Here is a 24,143-nt window from a genome sequence, read left to right as displayed (position 1 = left end):
GGTCAGATCCCCTCAGATTTGGTGGTGCTCGCGATGCTGTAAGAACCCAGGAACGTGTCCAGCTCCGCCACCAGGGCGTCGTAGCCGTAGTTCCTGTAGGTGTAGGCGCCGCGGACCACGAAGGGTGCCCCGGCATAGAACATCTCGTACTGCTGGTGGCGGCCGGCGAACTCGGAGCCGATGATGTCCCAGGCCAGCTTGAACAGCTTCACGCGTTCCTCGCTGGCGACGCCGGGGGACTGAACGTAGCGTTCCATGTCCGGTCGGGTGACACTGCTGGTCATGTCGGCGATGCTGGAGGGCAACTGCAGGACGCCGCCGCCCACCAGGTCGCGGAGGATCGAGATCACTCGTGGGTACGTCTCGGACTGCAGGCCCATGGCCCCGTACAGTGCGCTCTTCCCTGGAATCCTCATGCCGGCATCGTCCGTTGTTGCCGTGTATTCAGAGGCGAGGACGGCCGATTCAACGGACTGCACGATCGCGGCGAGCTCGCCGAGTTTCTCCTGGACCCCTGGGATCTTGTCCGTGCCGTTCACCTGCGTGACCTTGCGGGCCACGGAGGCAATGAACTTCAGCTTGGTGGAGAACCGGATCTGGGCCTGCCAGTTGCCCAAGGCGTGGGCTCCAGTGTCGAAGAACTGGCGGCGCAGGGTGTCGATGTTTCGGTTGATGAACACGCGGTCCCAGGGGATGAGGACGTCGTCGAAGACCACCAGGGCGTCCGGCTCGTCGTAGTGGCTGGTCAGCGGGTAGTCGAAGTCGCTGGTGGCGGCGGGGGCGAACGGGCGTCGGCAGTAGAGCTTCAAGCCGTCGGTGGCTACTGGGATGGCGAAGCTGACGGCGAAGTCAACATCGTCCGGGCCCAGTGGCTTGATACAGGTGACAAAAACTTCATCGGCAATCGCGGCGCCGGTGGCGAGCATCTGCGAACCGCGGACAATGATGCCCTCCTCGGTTTCACGCACGACGCCGACCTGCAGGTATTCGCCTTCCCACCCTGACGCTGTGGTTGCCCGGGATACCTGCGGGGGAATGATCGCGTAGGACAGGTACAGGTTCTCGGACAGGATTTTCTTGTAGTACCGCTCCACGTTGCCGGCGAAGTCGCGTTCCTCGTTCTTGAAGACCTCCGGGTGGGAGCCGAACGCTGCGAAAAACGTACCAACATGGTCCGGGCTCCGGCCTACCCAGCCGTGTGTGTGCTTGGCCCACTTCTCGATCGCCTGGCGCCGCAGTACCAGGTCCTCCTGCGTGCGGGGAGCGGCGAAGGTGCGGTTTGCGGGTCCGTCGATTTCCTCGGAGTGGAACTGCATGCCGTTGGCGGGATCGGCCGCGATGTCGAACAGTTCGGACATGGTCTGGGCAACCTTCGCGAAGGCCGGGTGTTCCAGGACGTTGCCGACTACCTCGCCATCGAGGATCACTGTCCGGCCGTCGTTCAGGGACTTCAAATACTGCTTACCGGTTCTCATCGAAGTGAGCCTTTCTTGATTTTGTAGTTATGTTCGATTGTGGTCCCATTCGGGAAAGAGAGCTCCAACTTCCAGGAAGTTCCATCCACGAACTTTCCGTCCAGCAGCGGCAGCGTGCCGCCGAGGCACATGAAATCGGCGTCACCGATGTCGGTGCGGGCTAAAAGGCGCTCGACGACGTCGGCGGGCTTGCGCAGACCGCTCAGCGAACCCGCCTGATACAGTTCCCCGTCCACCCACGAGCGTGCGGTGCATTGGTCGAGGTCGAGGTTCTCCAGGGATTCGACGGCGATGACGGCACCGGCGACCGGCTTGGGGCAGGCCCGCTTGGAGTCTCCGATGTCCTGGGCTTCGATGTCACGGTCTGTGTGGTCGGAACCGATGCCCAAGTAGTACTGGCCGTCGTGGCGAATGTAGAGGGGTTCGATCTCGCCGGAGGTCAGGTTTTCCGACGTGTCATGCTCGCCGGAGGTTTCGAACAGGTCCGAATCCATCCGGTAGAACATGGGAACCTCCGGTGGGGGAGCTACGCCGATGGCTGCCAGCTCGTCGATGTGATGCTGGACTGCCTTAGGATCCCGGCCTGTGTAGCCGGCTACTACTCCGTGGAAGTCCGAGACCACGATTGTCTCGTCCGTGCCCACCACCCTGAAGGTGAGTGGGACTTGCCTTGTTGTTTCCATTCCGTCTCCTTAGACAGCCAATGTGTTGTAGTCCGCGAGGCGGTCATTGATGACAGGGAATTCCTTGCGGACGGTGCTCACCTGCTGCGGATCAATGTCCACCATGAGTACTGACTCGCGGGCGTCTGCTTCGGCGATGACGTTGCCAGCTGGATCCACCACCCTGCTGTGCCCGCCGAGTTCCACGCCTTCCTGGGTTCCGGCGGCGTTGCAGGCAATCACGAAGATTTGGTGTTCCACCGCACGGGCCGTGGTGAGCAGGCGCCAGTGCTCCCTGCGCGCTGCGGGCCACGCCGCTGGGACGATGACCATCTCGGCGCCGCGGGTGCTCAGCTCCATCCACAATCCGGGGAAGCGCAGGTCGTAGCAGGTAATTCCGGCAACTGCACCGAACGGCAAGCGCACCACGGGCAAGGCGGAACCGGCTGTCAGGAGGCTGGCTTCCTTGGATTTGTAACCGAAGACGTGGATTTTCCGGTATGTGTGGATCACGCTGCCGTCCGGTCCGAGCAGGATGGAGGTGTTGCTGAGCTGGCCATCCTGACCGGCTTCGATAATGCTGCCGAGGTGAAGGTGGACGCCAAGATCTGCGGCTACCCGTGAGCACATGGAGACGGTTGGCCCGTCGAGCGTTTCTGACAGGGCCTCGTACTCGTCGAAGTGGAAGTAGCCGGCGCTCCACAGTTCGGGCAGAACGATCAGATCGGCGCCCTCGATACCCCGAAGGATCGCTTCGACCCTGTCAATCCGGTCTTCGCGGGCCTCAGAGTCAGGGCTTGCCACCTGGACCAGTGCGATTTTCATGCTTGTTCCTTCTCTTTACTGGTCGGCTCGTCCAAATCGCTGAGCTTCAGGCCCTTGGTTTCCTTGGCAAACATCACCGAGACCATGGAGATCAAGCCCATGATGGCGAGATAGACGCCGATTGCGTAGCCGGTGCCGAAGGCGCTGTAGAGGGCCAGGGCAATGATCGGGGACAGCGAGCCGGCGATCAGCGACGCCAAGTTGTAGGACACGGAGGTGCCGCTGTAACGCACGTCCGTGGGGAAGAGCTCGGAGAAGAACGCTCCGATGACCGAGCTGTACGCTGCGAAGATCAACAGGCCACCAACTGCGGCGGCGATGATCCCCCACAGCTGGCCGGTGTTCAGCAGGAAGAAGAAGGCGAAGGCCCACACCATGGTGGCGATCGAGGCGCCGATCAGGATGGGCTTGCGGCCCACCTTGTCTGCGTAGAGCGCCAGGACAGGAATCGCGACGACGGCGACGCCCTGGCCGATCATGACGGCAGTGAGCCCAGTCTGCCTCTGAAGTCCCATGATCTGTGTGACGTAGGTGATGATGAACAGCGAGTAGATGTAAAAACCTGCGTTCTCGCCCATCCGGCTGCCGGTGGCGATGAGGATTTCCCGCCAGTTACGGCGGAACAGGATGGTCAACGGCATTTTGCGTTCCTTGTTGCCTTCGGCCTCGCGCTTCCGCTGTGCTTCCTTGAAGAGCGGGGTTTCCTGCACGTAGAGCCGCAAGATAAGGCCAATGACCACCAGCAGGGCAGACAATCCGAACGCGATGCGCCAACCCCATGCTAGGAACTCGCTCTCCGGCATGGTGGCAGCCAGTATGGCCAGGACACCGGCCGCCATCAGGTTGCCAAGGGGCGGTCCCATGTTGGGCCAGGACGCCCAGAACGCACGCCGGGTGCTTTCGTTGCTGTGTTCGGAGACGAGAAGGACGGCCCCGCCCCACTCGCCGCCCAGGGCAAATCCCTGGATCAGGCGGAGCAGCAAGAGCAGCAATGGAGCGGCTATGCCGATGGCAGCGTATGAAGGAATGAAGGCAATGAGGGTGGTGGCGACACCCATGAGCATCAGGCTGGCCACCAGCGTGGCGCGGCGTCCGTGCTTGTCGCCGAGATGGCCCAGGACGATGGCTCCGATCGGGCGGGCCAGGAAGCCGGCAGCGAATGTTCCCAGTGCCAGCATGGTGCCCACCAGGGGATCGTCGGTGGGGAAGTAGAGCTTGTTGAATACCAGCGCGGCGGCTGTGCCGTAGAGAAAGAAGTCGTACCATTCCACCGCGGTGCCGGCCAGGCTCGAAGCGGCCACAACAGGGAGGCTTGAGTGCTTCTGTTGCCTCAGTTCTGCTTTCTTCAAATCGGTCATTCTGGGGATCCTTTGCGATGGGGAGCCGCGGGCTTTCGGTGAAACAGGCGGCGGGGGCTCCCAGGAAAAATGGGGTCTTTCCGATGCGTGAGCGGAGTCACTGAACTTCACTGTAGACGGGTTGTATACAACCTGTCTATATTTGGAGGAGAAGTTTTTCGGGACGTCCGGAACATCCTGAATGCAACTCGTATACTGTGGGCTTCGCGAGAAAGGCTCTGCATGATCCAGATGACCCCCGCTGCACAGTCGCAGCCAGAAGTGGCCTACCAGTGGATGAAAAGCTACATCGCAGCCCTGCCCCGGGAGGAAGAAACCTTCCTGAACGAGGCAGTCCTGGCCAAGACCACGGGCACCTCACGTACGCCCGTGCGTGAGGCCTTGCTGCGCCTCGAAGCGGAAGGGTTCGTCAAGCGGATCCCCCACAAGGGCGCTTACGTGCCGCCCATCTCCGACCCCGATGTCCGGGCTATCCTGCAGGCCAGGTCCGTGGTGGAGAAGTGGGCAGTGTCTGCGCTGGAGTCCATGCTGGACGCCCAGATCGACGCGTTCCAGCGAGTCATCGACCAGCAGCGGGAAGCCAAGGATGATCCGGCCCGTTTCATTGAGTTGGACACCGAGTTCCACACCCTCATGGTCCGTGCCGGAGGAAATCCCGTCCTGGCCGACTTCTACGCTTCGCTCCGGCAAAAGCAACTCAGGATCGGCGTCAAAGCAGTCAGCCAGGGAACGGACCGCGCAGGGGACGTTCTTAGGGAGCATCAGCTCATTGTGGACGCACTGCGCAGCCGAAGCCTGGATGCGGCCCACCAAGCGATCGACGCCCACCTGGACTCAACGCGCTTGGCCGTCATCGGTTACTAGTCCTCGCTGTGCAGCTCCCGCTGCCGGGCGCTCAGCAGCTCAAACTCGGGCCGGGCAGCCACGAACCGTTCAACGGCGTCGAGCACTTGCTGGAGATGCGCGTGGTCAGGGGCCACCAGCGCAGCCCCAATCAGTGTGCGCCGATGCTGGTCCTGCAACCCTGTTTCGGCAGCAGAAACATCGAAGCGCCGCTTCAGCTCGGCCAGCAGGGGCCGGACCAGCGAGCGCTTCTCCTTGAGGCTATGGACGTCGCCCAAAAGGACGTCGAACTCAATCCAACCGATCCACATGATTCATTATCACCGCAGGTCAGCGAGCCGGATCACGTGGACTTGATGAAATCTTGATCAAACCCAGCAACACTCCTTGAGATCTCTTCGGCAGTGTCTATGAGGTTGGCCTAAAACGGCCGACGGACTCATTCGCTGCTAGTTACTCAGGACTGACATCGTGCCCCAAACCCCTGCCCGAACCCGCAACCGACCCCATGCTGCGGGCATCATCCTCGCATGCGCCGCAACCTTGGCGCTCAGTGCACTCGCTTCTCCGGTGGCCTACGCCGCGCCACCTGAGGGCGGAGCCCTCCAAACGTCCTCCGGAGTCTCGGCACTGGCCGGCCAAGCTGAGCAGACGCTGGTGGTGCCGGTGACGGCAGGCCTGGAACCCACCCGGATCAAGGGCAGCATCATGGTCGCAGGGACGCCCGAAAGCGCAGGGAAGCCCGAAGGCACAGTGCGGGCGACGGTGAACGGCCGGGTAGTCCTCGAAACCACTGCGGCGGCCATCATTCCGCTCGACGCCGCAGTGAGCAGTGCCGACGTCACCATCGCTGGTACTGCCAGCCAGCAGCTGAGCGTGGGGCTGCAGTTCGTCCCGGCAACACCCACCATGTGCGTGGTTTCCAACGCCACGGCCACCCTCAATAACGTGGTGGTGGATTTCAGCGGAACGGCTAAGGCTCCCACCACGGTAGGCGAGTTCTTCCCGGCGGCCGTGCCCGCCGTCGTGCTTCCCGTCCCCGCGGCGCCCGGTGCGGACGTTTCGGCTGCGATCATGACCGCTTCCGCTGCCATGTCCCACCGCTACCCGGCCGCTGCCGTCAGCGTGGTTCCGGACGCCGAGCTTGAGGCGCGCGCCGCGACCCTTCCCGCGGGCAGCCGCATCCTCAGTGTCGTCGCGGACCAAGGAGAAACCGGCACCCGGCTCGCCACCGCAGCCGGCCTCCCGCAACTCATCCTCAGCGGCCACGACGAACAACTCCGCACCGCCGCCCGCGCGCTCGCCAGCGACAAGACGGCGCTCGCCGTGACGTCATCGGTGTCCGGGCTGACCTCGGCGCTGCCTGCTTCGCCCGGCTTGACGCAGAGCCTGAAAGACCTCGGCAGCACTACCCTCAAGCTGTCCGGCTACGGCACCCCGGAATCGTATGTGGGCGTTACCCAGTCGCAGTTCGGCGGCCCGGTCTCCTCAGTGAAAGTCCAGCTCAAGGGTACGCACACGGCGGTCCCGGACAATGCCCAAGCCCAGCTTTCCGTCTTTTGGAACGACTACCTGCTGAGTTCAAGGAACCTCGACGGCGGTGACACCTTCACAGTGGACGCGGACGTTCCGGCGGGCCAGCTTCAGGCGAAGAACGGTCTGCGGATCCGCTTGGCGGCCCTTCCTGCAGGCGGAGATTGCTCGGGACCGGCGGGCGTCATGCCCATGGAGGTCACCCTGGACACGGCGGGCAGCACACTCACAGCCGTCCGCGGCGGCTCCACGAAAGCCGGATTCGCCCGCTTCCCGCAGGCGTTTGGCCAGAGCGTCCCTGTGGCCTTCGGCGACGACAACACCCAGGCGAACACCGTGAACGCTGCCACGCTGGTGGCGTCCTTGCAGCGTGACAGTGCCTCTTTGCTGGATCCCCGCGTGGTGGGCCTTGATACTTTGGCTGGTTCCAGTGATTCGGGGTTGGTGGTTGGTGCCACCGCAGAGGCAGCCAACAAGCTTTCGGCACCGCTGCGCTTGGCGGAGTTCCGCACCATCTCACCGGACGACGTCGAATATGGCGTGGGTGCCTCTGCCCCGTTCGGCGTGTTGGAGGCTTTTGAACAGGGTGGCCGCGATCTGTTGCTTTTGGGCGCGTGGGCCCCGGACAGTGACCTGGCTGCGACGTCCACCCTTCAGGCATCGTTGGCCTCGCATGTGGGCGGCGTCGAAGGAGGCTGGGCCTCGCTGTCCCGGAACCTGCTGGTCACGCAGCCCTCAGGGACTCCCGTGCTGTTGGAAAGCAATGCCCTTGTTCCCCAGAAGGCCGTTACTGACGACTACCGCCCGTATGCCTGGTGGATCGGCGGGGTGGTGCTTGTGCTGGGCCTCGCGTTCGCTGTGCGTACTTTGCTGATGAGGCGCCGCGCCAAGGAAGCACGGGCGTACGTGGATGCTGAAGAAAAGGCGAGCGAACCAGACTCCACAGGAACGCCGGAACCGGGTCATGGCAACTAGCGTTGCCACGCCTCGCCGGGCTGCCCACCGGCAGCCGGCGGTCCCCGCCGCGTTTGCCGTGGTGATGCGGGGCTGGGAACGGCTCGGCGCCCCGGTAGCTGGCCGCAAGGTTCCCGGCACCAGGATCATCGCGTTAACGGCCCTGTTGGTGGGCTACCTCGCGTGCTTGTACACGATTGGTCACGGCACCAACCTGGATTACTCCGATGCCCAAAGCCACCTGACCATCGCACGCCGCATCTTTGACAGCAAGGCTCCTGGATTCGAACAGCTGGGTACCGTATGGCTGCCCATGCCACACCTGCTGCTGGCACCGTTCGTGCTGAACATGTGGCTGTTCAGCACGGGCTGGGCGGCTGGACTGCTGGGCATTCTGGCGCTGTCCGCCACAGCCACCGGGTTGTATCTCATTGCTGCCCGACTCGGTTTGGGCCGTGCCGGCCGGCTTGCCACCACCTTGGTGGTCCTCGCGAATCCGGCAATCCTGTACGTCTACACCACGGCGCTGACCGAGCCCGTGCTCATCATGTGCATGGTGGGCGGCATGGCGGGCCTGGCGCACTGGGCTACCAGCCGCCGTCGAATGAGTGCCGGAGAACTTGCCGTCTTCGCCGGTATTCCTTCGGCAGCTGCAGTTCTCTCGCGGTATGAAGGCTGGGCCTTGGTGATGACTGGAACGCTGTTCGTGGTGATCGTTTCCAAGCGTCGAACCGGCGATTGGCGCGAGGCCCTCATTATGGCCGGGGGCTACGTCATGATTCCTGCCGCGGCGGTGCTCTGGTGGATCTCCTATAACTGGGCCATCTACGGGGACCCGTTGGAGTTCATGTTCGGGCAGTACTCGGCTTACGCTCAGCAGAAGAACATCACCGACGGCGGGTTGCTGCCTACCAAGGGCAACGCCGGGCTGACGCTGACTACTTTCCATTGGTCGCTGCTGGAGACGGTGGGCGTGGTGGTCCTCGCGCTGGCGGCGTGCGGCGCCGTCGTGCTGGTCTTCCGGCGGGGCTTTGCCAACAGCACCTTGCTGGTGGCGGTGACCGGCAGCGCCTATGCGTTCGCGCTGCTGAGCCTCTTCCTGGGCCAAACGGCCATCAATAACGATCATTCGTTGCCCTCCACCTGGTGGAACAACCGTTTTGCGCTGACGGCCTTGCCGTTGGTGGCCGTTCTGGTGGCAGTGTTCGTGCACGAAATCTCCCGGCCCGCGCGGCTCAGGCCTTGGGTGTCCGCTGCCCTGTTGGCGGGGCTGGTGATGCAAAACGTTTGGTGGAACGAGGATCCCACAGGGCGGCTTGCCGTGCTGGCGGAGGGCAGGATGTCCGCTGAATCCACCAGCAATTCAACTGCTGCCGCACGGTGGCTCAACGAGCACTATGAGTCCGGTGGAATCCTGATGGACGAAAGTGCCCGCGGCAATGCGGTGCTTCCGGTCATGGGAGTCCCGCTCAAGGAGATCTTCAACCGCGCTTCCGGCGACTACTTTGGACCTGCTCTGGAGGACCCGGCGAAGTATGCCAAATGGGTGTTCGTCAACGTTGAAGCGGGGACCGGGGCACGCGACTCCGGCCCCACGGACTTGGTGTACCGGGCCATGGTCAAAAGCCCCTCCTTCACTGTCCGTTATTCTCTGGCGTTCTCCACGCCAACCCATCGGATCTATGAAAGGTCCTCAGACTCATGACACCCACATCCCGCTCCGCAGCCGGTCAACTGGACGGGCAACTCAACCGGCAGTCGATCGGACAGACGCTGCTCGCAGCAGGGCTGGTGACCCCCGAACAGCTCGAACGGGCGCTGGAACGTGCCGCGAGCGAAGGCGGGTTGCTGGGCCGGCACCTCATCCTGGAAGCCGGCCTGGACCGCCGTCGGGTATATGAAGTCCTTGCCCGGCAATGGGATGCCCCGCTGGTTGACCTGATGGCCGAACCGCCCGCCGACGCGCTCATGGAGAAGCTCGGCTACAGCGAGGTGGGGGAGCCGCAGTGGCTGCCATGGCGGATGGACGGCGATGTGCTGGTGGTGGCAAGTGCGGTGGCTCCGTCGGCCCAAATAGCTGAGGAAGCAACGGGCCGCTTCGATGCGGCTGGGGTGGAGTTCCGCACCACCACGGATTGGGACATCAATCAGTCCATCCAGCGTTCCTTCCGCCGCCACCTCCTCTACGAATCAGCTGAGCGCCTCGCCGAGGAACGGCCGGGGGAGTCCGCACGCATCGCCCTGACGCAGTGGCAGCGTTACCTTCCGGTGGTTCTGGTGGCAGGAATCATGCTGGCGTTCGTGATCTCGCCGCTAACCGCCATCATCGTGTTACTGGCCGCGGCCAACATCGTTTTCCTGGTGAGTATCGGCTTCAAATCCCTGGCCAGCCTCCGGTATCCCTTTGATCAACTGCACGATTCTGCGGTGGCGAGGGCCAGGGACCGGGAACGTGCACGTCGTGGCCTTCCGCCGGTGGCTCAGGAGCGGGTTCCAGACTCCGAGCTGCCCGTGTACACCATCCTGGTGCCGGTGTTCCGTGAGGCGAACATCATCGACAAACTGCTGACCAACCTCGGTCAGCTGGACTACCCCAGGTCCAAGCTTGATGTGCTTGTCCTCCTCGAAGAGGACGACGCGGAGACGATCGCTGCCGCGAAGGCCTCACGACCCCCGGAGTACGTCCGCATCCTGGTGGTACCCAGGGGTGACCCCCAAACCAAACCCCGGGCCTGCAACTATGGGCTGACCTTTGCCCGCGGCGAATACGTGGTGATCTACGACGCCGAGGACCGTCCGGACCCGGGCCAACTCAGGGCATCCATCGCAGCCTTCGCGCAGGACGAATTCGAGCGGGAGCATCTCAATCCCAACCGCAAGCCGCTGATCTGCGTCCAGGCCGCCCTCAACTACTTCAATGCAGACCAAAACGTCCTCACCCGCATGTTCACCATCGAATACACACACTGGTTCGACTCCATGCTGCCGGGCTTGGACAACTCGGGCATCCCGTTGCCGTTGGGCGGTACGTCCAACCACTTTGTCACCTCCCTGCTGAAGGAAGTGGGTGCGTGGGATCCCTGGAACGTCACCGAGGATGCGGACCTGGGGCTGCGGGCAGCCGTGGACGGGTACCGTGTGGGAGTCATCAACTCCACCACCTGGGAAGAAGCGTGCTCTCAGGTGCCGGCGTGGATCAAGCAGCGCACCCGGTGGATCAAGGGCTACATGATCACCTCCGCGGTGAATACCCGGAACTCCGTGCGCTACATGAAGAGCACAGGGGTTGCCGGCACCGTCGGGTTCCTCGGACTGATCCTGGGAACACCCCTGGCCTTCCTGGCCTACCCGCTGGTAGTGGGATTCACCGTGGTGACCTACATCGGCTACGACATCGTGGGGTTGTTCCTGCCGTCCTGGCTGCTGGTGGGCGGGGTGGTGTCCATGCTGTTCGGCAACGCCATGATGATCATCGTCTCCGGCCTGGCCACCTTGCGCCGCCATGGATGGCGGATTGCGATCTTCGCGTTGCTCAACCCGTTCTACTGGGTGTTGCACTCAGTGGCGGCCTGGCGGGCCGCATGGCAGATGCTCACCAGCCCGCACAAATGGGAGAAGACACCTCACGGACTGGAGGCGGAATATCACGACGACGGCCACTGGGTTGGGTGATGACCGCACCTGATCTTGATCCAATCTTGAGCAAACCCAGCATGGAGGTTGAGGAAGCACCGGGACACTGAACTCAAAGCGAAGGATGACCAGCTGAGGGGGTTGGCATGGAGCTCGATGCATTCTCAGTGAGAGTTGCCCTGGGCGTGGTCACCGTGACGCTTCTGATGCTTTTCTGTACCTCCTTCCACCGCACACGCTCGCCGTACGCAGGCTGGTGGAGCCTGGCTCTCCTCGAGTTTATGGTGGGCAACGCGGCCTTCCTCCTCAACGGCACCCCCCACCAAGTGTGGGCAAACCCCATGGGCAACGTCCTTGTGGTGGCAGGTGCCTTCAGCGTTTGGGCCGGAGCTAAGACCCTCCGGGACCGGAAAGCCGCACCGTGGCAGCTGGCCGTTGGTCCCGCCGTCACCGCTGTCGCATCCTTTCTGGAAAGCCCGGGGAACAACGTCTGGTCCGGTGGCTTCGTCTATCTGGCCATGATGACCGTGGGCATAGCATTGGCCGCCTACGATCTCTGGTTCATCAAGTCCTCGCATTCCCAGGTCCACAAAGCATTGTCCCTGGCTGCAGGCCTTCTGGCCGCCTACTACCTGGGCCGATGGATGGTTTATGCCTTTGAAGGGCCGGCCAGCCACGCGTTCCGTACATATTTTGGGCCCGGACCGTCCGCACTGATATCCATGGTCCTCCTGGTCACCGTTTCCTTCAGCATGACGGCCCTGACCAGCGACCAACTCATCAAAGGCCTCCGCGAACGTGCCACCCGCGACCACCTGACGGGACTCCTCAACCGCGGAGCGTTCCTGGACCTTGCCACCACTGAGCTTGACCGCCTGCACTCCACAGGATCCGGAGCAGCCGTGGTCCTGGCGGATCTGGACCACTTCAAAGCCGTCAATGACGAACACGGCCACGGCGCCGGAGATGTGGCCTTGCGCGCCTTTGCTGAAGCCTGCGTCGCCTCGGTCCGGTCCACAGACCTCATTGGACGTTATGGAGGGGAAGAGTTTGTCCTCTTCCTTCCGGGGGCAACGCAGGACCGGGCAGAGGACATCGCCACTGAAATCAGCCACCGGATGGCAGCCATGCCTGCCCCGGACGGCGTGGTGTTCCCCACCATCAGCTACGGAGTGACATCAAGCATTCCCGCGTCCGCCGACCTCAATTTCATGATCGAGGTAGCTGACGCAGCCCTTTACAGCGCAAAGGCGCAGGGCAGAAACAGGATTGTAGGAGCCGACCGCCCGGAGGCGGCCACTATAGCGGATGAGGCAAGATCATGACCTTCAACGAACTGACCACCCGGATCCAGATCCAGCACACCCAGGAACTGTCCGCGTTCCGCCAGGACATCACCAGCGCACCCTACAAAGCAGGAACAGCCACCACGCTGAACGCTGACCGCCGCTCAGTCCGGATGGGTCCCGTTCAATCGGTGGAGGACAGCAACGCGAACCTGACCATAGTGGCCGACGTCGAAGGCCTCGCCTGGTTCACGGCGGACAAAGGCCTCCTGGGCAGCTGCATCACGGTGTCCATCGCCGGCCACCGCAGGAACACCGGGACCCGCGTTCATCTTCCCCTCGCAGAATGCGATGCCTGGATTGAGGCGATCCTCGGCGGGGCCTGGATCACCCACGTGTACCGCGCAGGCAACAAGGTGGAGCCGGGTGGCAGGTTGGACATCGCCTCCTACCGGCTGTTCCTGGACGAACGCCGCAACCCCGTCTCCAAGCCCCAGGCTGTTGCCGACTCAACGCTCCGACGCCTGGAAGAGTCGTGAGCTCCACGAAGCCCCACAAACTGATCTCCGCTGATTCGAGGGTCGGGAAACTGGAGCGGCACGTCCAGGCGTTGATGGCAGAACTCCATCAAGCACGCTCTGAACAGCGCCGGGAGGCCCTCACGGACGCCCTCACCGGTCTCGGTAACCGCCTGGCATTGGTTGATGCCTTCATCGAAGCCCAGGAAGCCACGGCCAACGGCGCCGTCCCGCCGGCACTCCTCCTCCTGAACCTGGACGGGTTCAGGGCACTGAAGAACTCCGCCGGCCATGCCGCGGCGGACCAGATTCTGATCACCGTTGCCATGCGCATCCGCTCGGCCGTCCGGGAGAACGACGTCGTCACCCGCCTGGGCGGCGACGAATTCGCCGTACTGTTGCCCGCCACCCCGCAAAACCGGGCCGCCGCCGTCGGAAACCGCATCCTTGCCGCGCTGGAACCGAACATCGACCTCGGAAACAACAGCATCCGCTGCGGTGCAAGCGTTGGCCTGCGCACTGCGGAACCGCATCACAGCATTGAGGATCTGCTCCAAGAGGCCGATCTTGCCGTGGAAGAGTCCAAGAACGAGGGCCGGAACAAACTCAAGGTGTTCGACCCCGCAACGCTGCACGCGCGGCTGCTGCAGCGGCAGATCGTGGGGGAACTCCGCGAAGCCATCCGCTCGGATCAGTTGGTCCTTTACTACCAGCCAATCGTGGAGCTCTCCACCGGCAGGATCGAAGGCTGCGAGGCTTTGGTCAGATGGAAACACCCCGTGCATGGCCTGATCATGCCGGACCAGTTCATCCCTGTTGCCGAGGCGACCGGCCTGATTGCGGAATTGGGCAGGTGGGTCCTGCGCACGGCGGTGGGTCAATTGCGGCGATGGCGGAATGCCCCGGCCACCGCACATCAGCTCTTCTCCATGAGGATCAACGTCTCTGCCGCCGATCTTCAAAGCCTGGAGTTCGTGGACGACGTCAGCGAAGCTCTGGCGGAAGAAGGCCTGGCCCCGGAATCACTGGTGCTGGAACTTACCGAGAGCGCCATCATCCACAACAACGAGCTGGACCGTTACACCCTGGCGAGCCTGCACAGGCTGGGTGTGGGGCTTGAGATCGACGACTTCGGTGCCGGCTATTCGTCCATGGGGTACCTGAGGAAACTACCCGTGGACAGGGTAAAAGTGGACCGGCAGTTCGTGAAGGACCTGGGCAAGGATCCTTCCCAGCTGGATTTCCTGTCCGCGATCCAGCAAGTCATCCGCTCCTGTGGCCTGGAGGGTGTGTGGGAAGGGATCGAGACCGCTGAACAGGCAGAAGCCCTTCGGAGCATCGGCTGTGCGAGCGGCCAGGGCTACTACTTCGGCAGGCCATTGCCGGCAACGGAGTTCACGGAACAGTTGGCGCGGCTGCGGACCTGGCCGGCGTAAGCCCTCGCAGACACGCGTAAGGCCCCGGCACTCTTCGAGCGCCGGGGCCTTACGCGTTAGCTGTCCTTAGCCGAAGTACTTCGGCAGGGTGGCTTCGTGTGCTTCGCGGAGAGCGTCCAAGGAGAGCTCGTCCACGCCGTTGATCTCCAGCTTTCCACCGGCAGCGTCAACGACGCCGATCCGGAGGTGGGCGAAGCCGCGGGCGGTGCACATGTCCTTGAAACGGACTTCCTCGGAGCGCGGCACGGACACGATTGCCCGGGCCTGGGTCTCGGAGAAGAGGGCCGTGAACAGGTCCACGCCGTCGCGCTCCATGAGTTCCTCAAGGGCGATGCGTGCGCCGACGCCGTAGCGCAGCGAGGACTCCACCAGAGCAGCCGCGAGGCCACCTTCGGAGAGGTCGTGTGCTGCGTCAACCATGCCGTCGCGGGAAGCGTTGATCAGGATTTCGCCCAAGGCGCGCTCTGCTGCGAGGTCAACCTTCGGCGGCAAGCCACCAAGGTGTCCGCGGAGGTTGGACCACTCCGAACCATCCAACTCTGCTGCAGTGGTGCCCAGCAGGTAGATGGCCTGGCCGTCCTCACGCCAGCCCGACGGCGTGCGGCGGGCGACGTCGTCGAGCTTGCCCAGAACTGCCACCACAGGGGAGGGGTGGATCGGCGTGGTGCCGGTCTGGTTGTAGAGCGAGACGTTGCCGCCGGTCACGGGGATGCCGAGTTCCATGCAGGCGTCGGAGAGGCCACGGATGGCTTCGGCCAGCTGCCACATGACATCCGGATCCTCGGGGGAACCGAAGTTCAGGCAGTCGCTGACGGCCATCGGAACGGCGCCGGAGGTGGCAACGTTGCGGTAGGCCTCAGCCAATGCGAGCTGTGCACCCTGGTAGGGCTCGAGGTAGGTGTAGCGTCCATTGGCGTCGGTGGCCAAGGCAACGCCCAGGCCGGTTTCCTCGTCAACGCGGACCACGCCGGCATCGTCCGGGAATGCCATGGCAGTGTTGCCGCCAACGTAGCGGTCGTACTGCTTGGTGATCCAGGCCTTGCTGCACATGTTGGGCGATGCAACGAGTTCGGTGACGGCTGCGGCCAGCTCGGTGGGAGCCGACGGGCGGCCCGCATCCTCAACGGAACCGGTGAAGGAGTTGGCCTGCACCGAGTCCTGCCACTCCGGGCGGGCGAACGGACGGTCGTAGACCGGGCCGTCGTGCGCAACGGTGCGGGGATCGACGTCGACGATTACTTCGCCTTCCCAGGTGATGATGAGGCGACCGGTGTCGGTGACCTCACCCAACCAGGAGTACTCCACGGCCCACTTGTCCATAACAGCCTCGAACGCTGCGATGTTCTCCGGGGTGACCACGGCCATCATGCGTTCCTGCGACTCGGACATGAGGATCTCGCCCGGGGTCAGGGTGGGATCGCGCAGCAGCACAGAGGTGAGTTCAACTTCCATGCCGCCGTCACCGTTGGACGCGAGCTCGGACGTGGCGCAGGAAATGCCTGCAGCGCCGAGGTCCTGGATGCCTTCAACCAGCGAGCCCTTGAAGAGCTCCAGGCAGCACTCAATGAGGACCTTCTCAGCGAAGGGGTCACCCACCTGGACGGCCGGACGCTTGGAGGGCTTGGTGTCGTCGAAGGACTCCGAAGCCAGCACCGAAGCGCCGCCAATGCCGTCGCCACCCGTGCGGGCACCGAACAGGACAACCTTGTTGCCCTTGCCGGATGCGTTGGCCAGGCGGATGTCCTCGTGGCGCATGACGCCTACGGCCAGTGCGTTCACCAGCGGGTTGCCCTGATAGACGGAGTCGAAGACCATTTCGCCACCGATGTTCGGCAGGCCGAGGCAGTTTCCGTAGCCACCGATGCCGGCAACAGCACCGTGCATGACGCGGGCGGTGTCCGGGTGGTCGATCGCACCGAAGCGCAACGGGTCCATCACGGCAACCGGGCGGGCACCCATGGAGATGATGTCGCGGACAATGCCGCCGATGCCGGTAGCGGCACCCTGGTACGGCTCAACGAACGACGGCGAGTTGTGGGACTCGATCTTGAACGTCACGGCCCAGCCGTCGCCCAGGTTGGTGACGCCGGCGTTCTCGCCGATGCCCACCAGCATGTCCTTCTTCATTTCCTCGGTGACCTTTTCGCCGAACTGGCGGAGGTGGTTCTTGGAGGACTTGTAGGAGCAGTGCTCGCTCCACATGACGGAGTACATGGCCAGCTCGGCGCCGGTGGGGCGGCGGCCAAGGACCTTGACGATCTCGTCAAACTCGTTCTGCTTCAGGCCCAGCTCGGCCCACGGGAGTTCCGTGTCCGGGGTCTTGGCAGCGTGCTCAACGGTGTCGATGTTGAACTTCTTGGTGGTTTCCGTGGTCACTTGTCGCCTCCCACAATCTTGGTCAAAACGGAGGTGAAGAAACCGAGGCCGTCGGTGTCGCGGGAATCTCCGGCCGAGCCGGTCAAACCAGACTCGGGGCCGAAGCCGGCCTCCACTGCGTGCTCGGGGTGCGGCATGAGGCCCACCACGTTGCCTGCGGCGTTGGAGATGCCGGCGATGTCGCGGCGGGAGCCGTTCGGGTTGAAGCCCACATAACGGAACACCACGCGGCCCTCAGCCTCAAGGGCATCCAGGGTCTTCTCGTCAGCGATGTACTGGCCGTCCTGGTTCTTCAACGGCACAATGATTTCCTGGCCATCGGTGTAGTCCACGGTCCAGGCGGTGTTGGCGTTCTCCACGCGCAGCGTCTGGTCGCGGCAGATGAACTTCAGGTGGTCGTTCTTGATCATGGAACCGGGCAGCAGGTGCGACTCGGTCAGGATCTGGAAACCATTGCAAATACCCAAAACCGGAAGCTTCGCGTCCGAGTTGGCAGCATCGATGATCTTGGACATCAGCGGAGCGAAACGCGAAATGGCGCCTGCGCGGAGATAGTCACCGTAGGAGAAACCGCCGGGGATGATGACTGCGTCAACGTCGCCGAGTTCGCTGTCGGCATGCCAGAGCGAAACGGCAGTGCCGCCTGCAAGCCGCACTGCACGGGCGGCGTCGCGGTCATCAAGAGTTCCGGGGAAGGTCACGACGCCGATCTTGGCGCCTGCCAAGCGGGGTTCCGCGGCGACGGCTACAGCCTCGCCAATCAGGGGGATCGACGTCATATCAGGCCTCGACGACCTCGACGTTGACAACATCCTCGATCACCGGGTTGGACAGGAGGGTCTCGGCAGCTTCGCGGGCCTGGGCCAGGATAGCGTCGGTCACCTCGCCGTCGACGGTCAGTTCGAAACGCTTGCCTTGGCGGACTGCGCTGAAGCTGTTGAAGCCGAGGCGGGGCAGTGCACCCACGATGGCCTTCCCCTGGGGGTCCAGAATCTCGGGCTTGGGCATGACGTCAACGACGATCCGGGGCATCCGGTAACTCCTGTGCGGTGAGTTGGGTGAACCTTAAATAAGGCTGCCGCGGAGGTGCCGTCTCACGCCGTTCAGCCCATTCAAACAGCGTCTTGAACACAGGGTTAAACACGGTGGTGAACTGCAATGTTTGAACGGCATGGGGGGCGCTCCGCGAGCTTGCACACCCATTCTACCGGGAGCGGCGCACATACCCTATTCAGCCCGATTGCGCGAGGACACCCCGCCGCGGCGGGGGAAAAAGACCCAACTGACGGCCCGACGGCGGCACTTTCCCCGGGTGGTTCGCGTCACTAGGATTGCGGCATGGCTGAGAAACCGAAATCGATGGTGCTGGGCGTTGTGGCCGCAGCCGTTTTTGCTGGATTGGGCCGAATGGTCATCCAAAAGGTCCTGGCGGACCGGGCAGCGCGCAATAGCAGAGTGACCGCTCCTTTGGACGCTGAAACGCGTGCCAAAATCAGTGACGCCCTGCGCACCCCAAGTAAGGAAAACCTCAGCTAATAACCTCTGTTTTTCGGCGTAATGGCGCGGATTAGGGCACATACAAATGCGCTATTCAAAGGGGTTAAAGGGCGTGATTCCGGCGTAGTTTGGGTAGTACACGAGGGGCCCTGCCCCAGTACCTTTCAGATCCAACCAGGAGGAACAATGACCGAACATGTTGCCGAAGTATCCGCCTGTAGCGTCGGCAGCTGCGGATTCAACCACGATGGCTGCACTGCCTTTGGAATCACCATTGGTGGAACCGCGGATCACGCTTCCTGCGCGACGTTCATCGACACCAATGCCATGGGTGGCCTTCCCAAGGTCCTCGCCCACGTTGGTGCCTGCCAGCGTTCCGAGTGCGTCCACAATAACAACCTCATGTGCGAGGCGCATGACGTCAAGGTGGGTCCCGGCCGCGAAGCTGCTGACTGCCTGACGTACGAGCACTCCTGATTTTTCCTGACAAGCAAAAAGGGTCCCCGGCTCGGTTGAGGCGGGGACCCTTTTGTTGGGCGTTACTTCTTCTTGGCTGCCTTGGGCTTAGTGGCGTCGTTTGATGCGGCTTCCTTGGGGCTGTCCGCGTCCTTCATTTCCTGTTCGGCCGTGGCTTGGATCAGGGCCATCAATTCCGGATCCAACCCAGGCGCAAATTCTTCCTTGCGTTCGGGGGAGATGGTGATCGGGTACCCGTCAGGCATGACGTCGGTGCTCAGCTCCGTCCCATCATTGGAGGGCGAGGCCCCGCGGTAAAGCTTGCCTGCTTCGCTGAGGTTGTCTGCGCTGAAGGTGTACTGGATGCTCTGCAGGCCCTTGTCCAAGAGCTTCTTCACCTCGGGGAACTGCTCGGCGTTGGTTTTGGGAATGGGCAGTAGCTTGCCCCAGTTCACGCCCAAACTCTCCAGTGCCTTGGCATAAGCATTCTCGTGCGCCTGGTCACGGACAATCAGGTACGCGATGGTGGAACGCGCGGTCTTGTTGTCCGTCATTTCGTAGATGCGGCATTTTTGCAGCCTGCCCGTTGACTCCAGCATCAGGTTGTAGAGCAGGTCCAGAACCAGGTTGCCGCTGTTGTAGACGTAGGAGCCGCTCCATGGATTGCCGGCGGCATCCACGGGCAAGGCCCCTTGGGCGCCCACCAGGTAGTGGTGGATGTTGCTGGTGTCCAGTGCAATCTTCAGGGGAGTAGCTCCCCCTGCGCCCGGCTGGTCCACGGGATCGGACTTCTTGCCCTGGTAGCGGGGTGATCCATCAAGGAGCTGCGAGATGGTGGTGCCGATGAGCTCCACGTGGCTGATCTCTTCGGTGCCGATGCCCTGCAGAAGATCCTTATAGGGTTTCGAGGCAGCGTCACCCCGGAAATTCATGCTCTGGAACAGGTATTGCATCATGGTGCGCATCTCGCCGAACTGGCCGCCCAGACCTTCCTGGAGGGCGTTTGCTGCAGCGGGATCGGGCTCGTCAGCGGCGATTTCGTTGATGAGAAGTTGGGTGTGCAGGTACATTGCGATTCCTCACGTTGTTCATGCTGCGTGTTGGAGTGGAAACCCTCTGCTGGCCACCCCGGACGCACCTACCATAAGCATGCTTACTATTCGGAGGCAATGAAAAGTATGGACTGATCGTCAGGTGTCAGCCTGCAACCTAGGTGGTGTCAGGCTGCGACGTGATTAGCCTGCAACTTGATTGGTCAGCGGCTTGCCGTCCTTGAGGGCGGTGACGTTCTCCGTGACCAGGCGGGCAGAGCCTTTAGGGCGGTTGCCTGCCACGTGGGGCGTGATGATGAGGTTTGGTGCGCTCCACAGCGGCGAGTCGGCGGGCAGGGGTTCAACCTTGGTCACGTCCAGTGCTGCAGCGCGCAGGCGGCCTTCGGTCAGCGCTGCAAGAAGCGCGTCTTCGTCAACGGTGGCACCGCGCCCAACGTTCACGAAGATTGCCGACGACGGCAGGGCGGCCAGGATCTCTTTGTTCAGCGAGTCGTTGGTTTCCGGGGTGGCGGGCAATATGGAGATCAGGACATCCGTGGTCCCGAGGACATCCGGCAGTTCTTCGGTTGAGACCACCGGGAAGCCGTAGCGGTCACCCTTTGAGTTGGCTACGCCGGTGACCTTAGCGCCCAATGTGGCCAGCAGGGGAGCGAGCCGCCCAGCAATGGAACCGAAACCCCAAATGGTGACCTTGGCGCCGTCGAGCGTGTAAAGCTGTTCCGTTGCAGGGTCCGACTGTGCCGCGTTGTAAGGCTGGTTCCAGGTGCCGGACTTTTGGGAGTCCTGCAGAACATCCAGGCGGCGCACGGCTGCCAAAACCAGGGCCAGTGCGTGTTCGGCCACGGGGCCGTCGTGGAGCGAGCGGCCGGAGGTGATAGCGACGCCGTCCGCAAAGCCGGCGGAGAGTACGGAGTCGGGACCGGCGGCGAGCGTCTGCACGAGCCTGAGATGGGGCATCGAGCGGGCGGCGTCGGTCAGGTTGTCAGAAGTGTTCCGCCAGACAACCAGGACTTCGGCATCCCGGTGTTCTGCAGGAATCGGCTGGTCCACCTGATAGACGAAGACCTGGTCCTCAAGGGTGGAGAGGTCCAGCTTGATGGTGTCCGGGACGAGGATTTTCACAGCAACTCCAGTGCTCAAGGGTGCGGGTTCCGGTTTTGAGGCTACCGCTTCGCCGCTCCGGGAGGCTCACTCCGGCTTCATCTCTAGCAATGTGACGCCGAGCACTCTATGGTTGTAGGACGTTCGACGTAGCACGTAATACGAGCGTCCATCCTGGAGTTGATTTGAAAGGACACTGGATTTGAAATCCATTCCCCCTGCACCATCGCTCGCCCGAATCGCAGCTGCCGGAGCACTAAGCCTGGGCCTCCTGGCCGGGCTCGGTCTTCCGGCCACAGCCGCCCCGATTCCGCCCAACAACCCCGCAGCAGCCCCGGGCACATTCACCGAGGCCAACATCGGCGCGGATCGCACCGCAGCCAACTTCTTCTACCGGATCCCCGCCCTGACCTACCTGGGCAACAACGTGGTGCTCTCCGCCTGGGACGGACGTCCGGATTCAGCGGCGGATGCCCCCAACCCCAACTCGATCGTGCAGCGCCGCAGCACAGACGGTGGCCAGACGTGGGGTCCGGTCACCGTCATTGCGGCAGGACATGTTGGCGATGCCAGCGGCCCCAAGTTCGGGTACAGCGACCCCTCCTACATTTACGATGCTGAGGTCGGCAAGGTTTTCGCCTTCTTTGTCTATTCCAAGGACCAGGGCTTCGGCGGCAGCCAGTTCGGCAACAGCGACGCGGACCGGACAGTGATTTCCTCGGCAGTCATCGAATCCTCAGATGGCGGTGTCACCTGGAGTCAGCCGCGTCTCATCACCAACGTGACCAAGCCGGGGACCAGCAAGACCAGCCCCGTAGCCGGTGATGTCCGTTCCAACTTCGCGTCCTCCGGCGAAGGCATCCAGCTCAAGTACGGCCAGTACAAAGGCCGCCTGATCCAGCAGTACGCCGGCGACATCCGCCAGGCGGACGGCACCAACAAGATCCAGGCGTACTCCGTCTACTCCGATGACCATGGCGCCACCTGGCACAAGGGAGCCAATGTCGGGGACCGCATGGACGAGAACAAGACCGTTGAACTCTCCGACGGCCGCGTGCTCCTGAACTCCCGGGACAACGCTAACCAGGGCTACCGCAAGGTGGCCGTCTCCACGGACGGCGGCGCTACGTACGGTCCGGTCACCCAGGACACCGAACTCCCGGATCCCGCCAACAACGGTGCGATTGCACGCATGTTCCCCAACGCAGCGCAGGGCTCTGCCGACGCGAAGAAGCTGATTTTCACCAACGCCAACTCCAAGACCGGCCGCGAAAACGTCTCGGCCCGCGTCTCCTGCGACGACGGCGCCACCTGGCCCGGCGTCCGCACCATCCGTTCCGGCTTCTCCGCCTACTCCACGGTGACCCGTTTGGAAGACGGCAAATTTGGCGTGCTTTATGAGGGCAACTACACGGACAACATGCCCTTCGCAAAGTTCGATGACGCCTGGCTGAACTACGCCTGCGCCCCGCTGTCCGTCCCGGCCGTCACCACTGCGCCGGGCGCTACGCAGCAGGTGCCCGTGACCGTCACCAACCAGGAAGCCAGCACGTTGTCCGGCGCAACTGCCACCGTCTACACGCCCTCCGGCTGGTCAGCCACCACGGTGCCGGTTCCCGACGTCGCAACCGGCGCCTCGGTCACCGTCAACGTTGCGCTGACGGCACCGGCCAACGCCAGCGGTCCACAGAACCTGAATGCGGCGTTCATTACCGCTAATGGCAAGGTTTCGCAGTTCACCTTCACCGCCACCGTGCCGGTGGCTCCGCAGGTGGGCCTGACCATCACGGGAACAGCACCGGCCCGCGACGTCGTGGCCAGCCCCTACCAAGTGGGCGACGTCTTGAGCTACTCGCTCAACGTCAAAAGCACCGCCAACGTCACGGCCAACGCGGTGCCGGTTTCCGGGACCTTCGACTTCGGCTTCCTTCCGCCGTCGGCCCCTAACTGCCGGTACAACAACCTGGCCGCAGGAGCCAATTACACCTGCACCACCGCCAAGCATGTGATCACGGCGGCCGATATTGAGCGCGGCTACTTTGTGCCGGAGGCGAGCTTCAGCATCACGGCCAGCACGACGCCGGCACTCACCAAAACCGTCCCGTTCACCGGCGCTGCTGTGGCCCTGCGCGACGGACTGCTGACGGCGGAGATCACCGGGGCGCGTGCCGACGTCGGGCGTGATCTGGCAACCCAGCCGTACGCTGCCGGTGACCTGGTCCCGTACACCTTCACCGTGAAGAACACGAGCCCACTGGTTGAAAAGGTTGTCCCGACGGCCGGCAACTTCAGCCCGTTCCTTCCGGAAGGCCCGGGCAACTGCCGCTACAGCGTGCTGCCGTCCGGCCAGAGCTACCAGTGCACCACCCCGCGGCACACGGTGACCGCGGAAGAAGCTGCTCAGGGGTTCTTCGTTCCTTTGACCACCTGGGAGATCAGTTCGGCGGGGCAGGGCAGCAAAACCATCACCGTGAATGGTGAGCCGGTGGAGCTGAGGACCAAGCCGTCCTCTGAACCGGCCGTGACGCGCCAGAACCTGGGGACACCGCCCATTGACCTGGGCACCGAGGACAAGTACCGCGCGGGCCAGGAAGTGGCGCTGAAAGGCCTCGAACAGGGGCAGTGGTACTACGTGTACCTGAACAAAACGGGGTACCGCCTCGGCTGGAACTTTCCAGGCACGGATAACTCTGTGAAGTTCACCCTTCCTGAGGACGTCAAGAACGGCCGCGACGACGTGGTGGTGCTGGATCAGACTGGCGCCCAGGTGTCCTTCGACCGGCTTCAGGTGACGCCTAAGGGCTGACGTTTACTGGTACGAACAGGCGGCGGACCGCAGGTCATTTCCTGCGGTCCGCTGTTTGTCGTCCCATGAAGAATCACCGGTGCTGTGACAAGACAAAATTCCTGAAATGTGCTCTATGTCATATTCGGCTCTCACTAGGTACTCTGTGACTCGGCTGGTTGCGCGGCTTTGACAAGAACTGTCAAAGGTTCAACCAACTAAAAGTTGACAGGCCCGGGCGATGGAGCCTCGGCCTCCCTCAGTGAAAGGTGCAACCACTCGTGAAATCACAAGGAAAGAGCTTCGTCAGAAGCGGGGGGCTTCGGAAGGCCGCGGCGCTCGCCGTCGGACTG

20 protein-coding genes are annotated in these 24,143 nt (G+C 63.0%); 10 read left to right on the top strand and 10 right to left on the bottom strand.

What is annotated here, in order from left to right:
• Nucleotides 1–2: 2 nt before the first annotated feature.
• Genes CQ020_RS21245 through CQ020_RS21230 form a run of 4 tightly spaced genes read right to left on the bottom strand, consistent with a single transcriptional unit; the run spans nt 3 to nt 4,320 of the window.
• The gene (locus tag CQ020_RS21245) at nt 3–1,475 is read right to left on the bottom strand and encodes a 4-hydroxyphenylacetate 3-hydroxylase family protein (RefSeq protein ID WP_105693875.1); all 1,473 of its coding nucleotides are present in this window, start codon (nt 1,473–1,475) and stop codon (nt 3–5) included.
• On the bottom strand, nt 1,472–2,158 hold the full coding sequence (locus CQ020_RS21240) for a DUF2848 family protein (RefSeq protein ID WP_105693874.1): 687 nt from the start codon (nt 2,156–2,158) through the stop codon (nt 1,472–1,474). The genes CQ020_RS21245 and CQ020_RS21240 overlap by 4 nt, the downstream gene beginning before the upstream one ends.
• 9 nt (nt 2,159–2,167) lie before the next feature.
• Nucleotides 2,168–2,962, bottom strand: a complete 795-nt coding sequence (locus tag CQ020_RS21235; protein WP_105693873.1) for a carbon-nitrogen family hydrolase — start codon at nt 2,960–2,962, stop codon at nt 2,168–2,170.
• Nucleotides 2,959–4,320 carry an MFS transporter gene (locus CQ020_RS21230; protein ID WP_105693872.1) on the bottom strand — a complete coding sequence of 454 codons (1,362 nt, stop codon included), beginning with the start codon at nt 4,318–4,320 and terminating at the stop codon, nt 2,959–2,961. Before CQ020_RS21230 ends, CQ020_RS21235 begins: the two co-directional genes overlap by 4 nt.
• Before the next feature lie 222 nt (nt 4,321–4,542).
• Between CQ020_RS21230 and CQ020_RS21225 the strand changes: the two genes are divergently transcribed.
• Complete coding sequence (locus CQ020_RS21225) at nt 4,543–5,184, top strand: GntR family transcriptional regulator (RefSeq protein WP_105693871.1); 642 nt, start codon at nt 4,543–4,545, stop codon at nt 5,182–5,184.
• Here the strand turns inward: CQ020_RS21225 and CQ020_RS21220 are convergent.
• A complete protein-coding gene (locus CQ020_RS21220) occupies nt 5,181–5,474 on the bottom strand; it encodes a DUF503 domain-containing protein (protein WP_105693870.1) in 294 nt (97 codons plus the stop codon). The genes CQ020_RS21225 and CQ020_RS21220 overlap by 4 nt on opposite strands.
• A 160-nt stretch (nt 5,475–5,634) precedes the next feature.
• Here CQ020_RS21220 and CQ020_RS21215 point away from each other — a divergent pair, with 160 nt between their 5' ends.
• The 6 genes from CQ020_RS21215 (at nt 5,635) to CQ020_RS21190 (ending at nt 14,523) form a co-directional block, all read left to right on the top strand.
• Complete coding sequence (locus CQ020_RS21215; RefSeq protein ID WP_105693869.1) at nt 5,635–7,671, top strand: cellulose biosynthesis cyclic di-GMP-binding regulatory protein BcsB; 2,037 nt, start codon at nt 5,635–5,637, stop codon at nt 7,669–7,671.
• On the top strand, nt 7,661–9,355 hold the full coding sequence (locus CQ020_RS21210) for a glycosyltransferase family 39 protein (protein ID WP_105693868.1): 1,695 nt from the start codon (nt 7,661–7,663) through the stop codon (nt 9,353–9,355). The genes CQ020_RS21215 and CQ020_RS21210 overlap by 11 nt, the downstream gene beginning before the upstream one ends.
• Complete coding sequence (locus CQ020_RS21205; RefSeq protein ID WP_105693867.1) at nt 9,352–11,322, top strand: glycosyltransferase family 2 protein; 1,971 nt, start codon at nt 9,352–9,354, stop codon at nt 11,320–11,322. Before CQ020_RS21210 ends, CQ020_RS21205 begins: the two co-directional genes overlap by 4 nt.
• 107 nt (nt 11,323–11,429) lie before the next feature.
• Nucleotides 11,430–12,608 carry a GGDEF domain-containing protein gene (locus CQ020_RS21200; RefSeq protein ID WP_105693866.1) on the top strand — a complete coding sequence of 393 codons (1,179 nt, stop codon included), beginning with the start codon at nt 11,430–11,432 and terminating at the stop codon, nt 12,606–12,608.
• The gene (locus CQ020_RS21195) at nt 12,605–13,108 is read left to right on the top strand and encodes a hypothetical protein (RefSeq protein ID WP_024819424.1); all 504 of its coding nucleotides are present in this window, start codon (nt 12,605–12,607) and stop codon (nt 13,106–13,108) included. The genes CQ020_RS21200 and CQ020_RS21195 overlap by 4 nt, the downstream gene beginning before the upstream one ends.
• A complete protein-coding gene (locus CQ020_RS21190) occupies nt 13,105–14,523 on the top strand; it encodes a bifunctional diguanylate cyclase/phosphodiesterase (protein WP_105693865.1) in 1,419 nt (472 codons plus the stop codon). The genes CQ020_RS21195 and CQ020_RS21190 overlap by 4 nt, the downstream gene beginning before the upstream one ends.
• Nucleotides 14,524–14,589: 66 nt before the next feature.
• Here the strand turns inward: CQ020_RS21190 and purL are convergent, their stop codons facing one another.
• The 3 genes from purL to purS are packed head-to-tail and all read right to left on the bottom strand — an operon-like array spanning nt 14,590 to nt 17,931.
• A complete protein-coding gene (gene purL / locus CQ020_RS21185; protein WP_024819426.1) occupies nt 14,590–16,899 on the bottom strand; it encodes a phosphoribosylformylglycinamidine synthase subunit PurL in 2,310 nt (769 codons plus the stop codon).
• Nucleotides 16,896–17,678 (bottom strand): phosphoribosylformylglycinamidine synthase subunit PurQ, encoded by a 783-nt coding sequence (purQ, locus tag CQ020_RS21180; protein WP_105693864.1) that lies wholly within the window; start codon nt 17,676–17,678, stop codon nt 16,896–16,898. The genes purL and purQ overlap by 4 nt, the downstream gene beginning before the upstream one ends.
• 1 nt (nt 17,679) lies before the next feature.
• On the bottom strand, nt 17,680–17,931 hold the full coding sequence (purS, locus tag CQ020_RS21175; RefSeq protein ID WP_011773385.1) for a phosphoribosylformylglycinamidine synthase subunit PurS: 252 nt from the start codon (nt 17,929–17,931) through the stop codon (nt 17,680–17,682).
• A 306-nt stretch (nt 17,932–18,237) separates the two neighbouring features.
• Here purS and CQ020_RS21170 point away from each other — a divergent pair, with 306 nt between their 5' ends.
• Both CQ020_RS21170 and CQ020_RS21165 read left to right on the top strand, forming a co-directional pair.
• Nucleotides 18,238–18,435, top strand: coding sequence for a hypothetical protein (locus CQ020_RS21170; RefSeq protein WP_105693863.1), 198 nt, complete (start codon nt 18,238–18,240; stop codon nt 18,433–18,435).
• A gap of 147 nt (nt 18,436–18,582) precedes the next feature.
• The gene (locus tag CQ020_RS21165; RefSeq protein WP_105693862.1) at nt 18,583–18,873 is read left to right on the top strand and encodes a DUF1540 domain-containing protein; all 291 of its coding nucleotides are present in this window, start codon (nt 18,583–18,585) and stop codon (nt 18,871–18,873) included.
• 62 nt (nt 18,874–18,935) lie between these two features.
• Here the strand turns inward: CQ020_RS21165 and CQ020_RS21160 are convergent, their stop codons facing one another.
• Together CQ020_RS21160 and CQ020_RS21155 are read right to left on the bottom strand one after the other, a co-directional pair.
• Nucleotides 18,936–19,922: a manganese catalase family protein gene (locus CQ020_RS21160; RefSeq protein ID WP_105693861.1), complete on the bottom strand. Its 987-nt coding sequence runs from the start codon at nt 19,920–19,922 to the stop codon at nt 18,936–18,938.
• A gap of 165 nt (nt 19,923–20,087) precedes the next feature.
• Entirely contained in the window at nt 20,088–21,026 is a 939-nt protein-coding gene (locus tag CQ020_RS21155) for a phosphoglycerate dehydrogenase (protein ID WP_105693860.1), read from the bottom strand.
• A 181-nt stretch (nt 21,027–21,207) separates the two neighbouring features.
• On the opposite strand from CQ020_RS21155, the gene CQ020_RS21150 reads away from it, so the two are divergent.
• Nucleotides 21,208–23,811, top strand: a complete 2,604-nt coding sequence (locus CQ020_RS21150; protein WP_105693859.1) for an exo-alpha-sialidase — start codon at nt 21,208–21,210, stop codon at nt 23,809–23,811.
• The last annotated feature ends 332 nt before the right edge of the window (nt 23,812–24,143 follow it).

Source organism: Arthrobacter sp. MYb23 (genome assembly GCF_002979775.1).
Lineage (GTDB): Bacteria > Actinomycetota > Actinomycetes > Actinomycetales > Micrococcaceae > Arthrobacter.
Note: the sequence above shows the minus strand (reverse complement) of the source record. Positions and strands in the feature narration are given on the sequence as shown.

Excerpts from the sequence above, each read along its gene's own strand:
- CQ020_RS21245 (WP_105693875.1), bottom strand. The coding sequence starts at position 1,475 with ATGAGAACCGGTAAGCAGTATTTGAAGTCCCTGAACGACGGCCGGACA.
- CQ020_RS21240 (WP_105693874.1), bottom strand. The coding sequence starts at position 2,158 with ATGGAAACAACAAGGCAAGTCCCACTCACCTTCAGGGTGGTGGGCACG.
- CQ020_RS21235 (WP_105693873.1), bottom strand. The coding sequence starts at position 2,962 with ATGAAAATCGCACTGGTCCAGGTGGCAAGCCCTGACTCTGAGGCCCGC.
- CQ020_RS21230 (WP_105693872.1), bottom strand. The coding sequence starts at position 4,320 with ATGACCGATTTGAAGAAAGCAGAACTGAGGCAACAGAAGCACTCAAGC.
- CQ020_RS21225 (WP_105693871.1), top strand. The coding sequence starts at position 4,543 with ATGATCCAGATGACCCCCGCTGCACAGTCGCAGCCAGAAGTGGCCTAC.
- CQ020_RS21220 (WP_105693870.1), bottom strand. The coding sequence starts at position 5,474 with ATGTGGATCGGTTGGATTGAGTTCGACGTCCTTTTGGGCGACGTCCAT.
- CQ020_RS21210 (WP_105693868.1), top strand. The coding sequence starts at position 7,661 with ATGGCAACTAGCGTTGCCACGCCTCGCCGGGCTGCCCACCGGCAGCCG.
- CQ020_RS21205 (WP_105693867.1), top strand. The coding sequence starts at position 9,352 with ATGACACCCACATCCCGCTCCGCAGCCGGTCAACTGGACGGGCAACTC.
- CQ020_RS21200 (WP_105693866.1), top strand. The coding sequence starts at position 11,430 with ATGGAGCTCGATGCATTCTCAGTGAGAGTTGCCCTGGGCGTGGTCACC.
- CQ020_RS21195 (WP_024819424.1), top strand. The coding sequence starts at position 12,605 with ATGACCTTCAACGAACTGACCACCCGGATCCAGATCCAGCACACCCAG.
- purQ (WP_105693864.1), bottom strand. The coding sequence starts at position 17,678 with ATGACGTCGATCCCCCTGATTGGCGAGGCTGTAGCCGTCGCCGCGGAA.
- purS (WP_011773385.1), bottom strand. The coding sequence starts at position 17,931 with ATGCCCCGGATCGTCGTTGACGTCATGCCCAAGCCCGAGATTCTGGAC.
- CQ020_RS21170 (WP_105693863.1), top strand. The coding sequence starts at position 18,238 with ATGGCTGAGAAACCGAAATCGATGGTGCTGGGCGTTGTGGCCGCAGCC.
- CQ020_RS21165 (WP_105693862.1), top strand. The coding sequence starts at position 18,583 with ATGACCGAACATGTTGCCGAAGTATCCGCCTGTAGCGTCGGCAGCTGC.
- CQ020_RS21160 (WP_105693861.1), bottom strand. The coding sequence starts at position 19,922 with ATGTACCTGCACACCCAACTTCTCATCAACGAAATCGCCGCTGACGAG.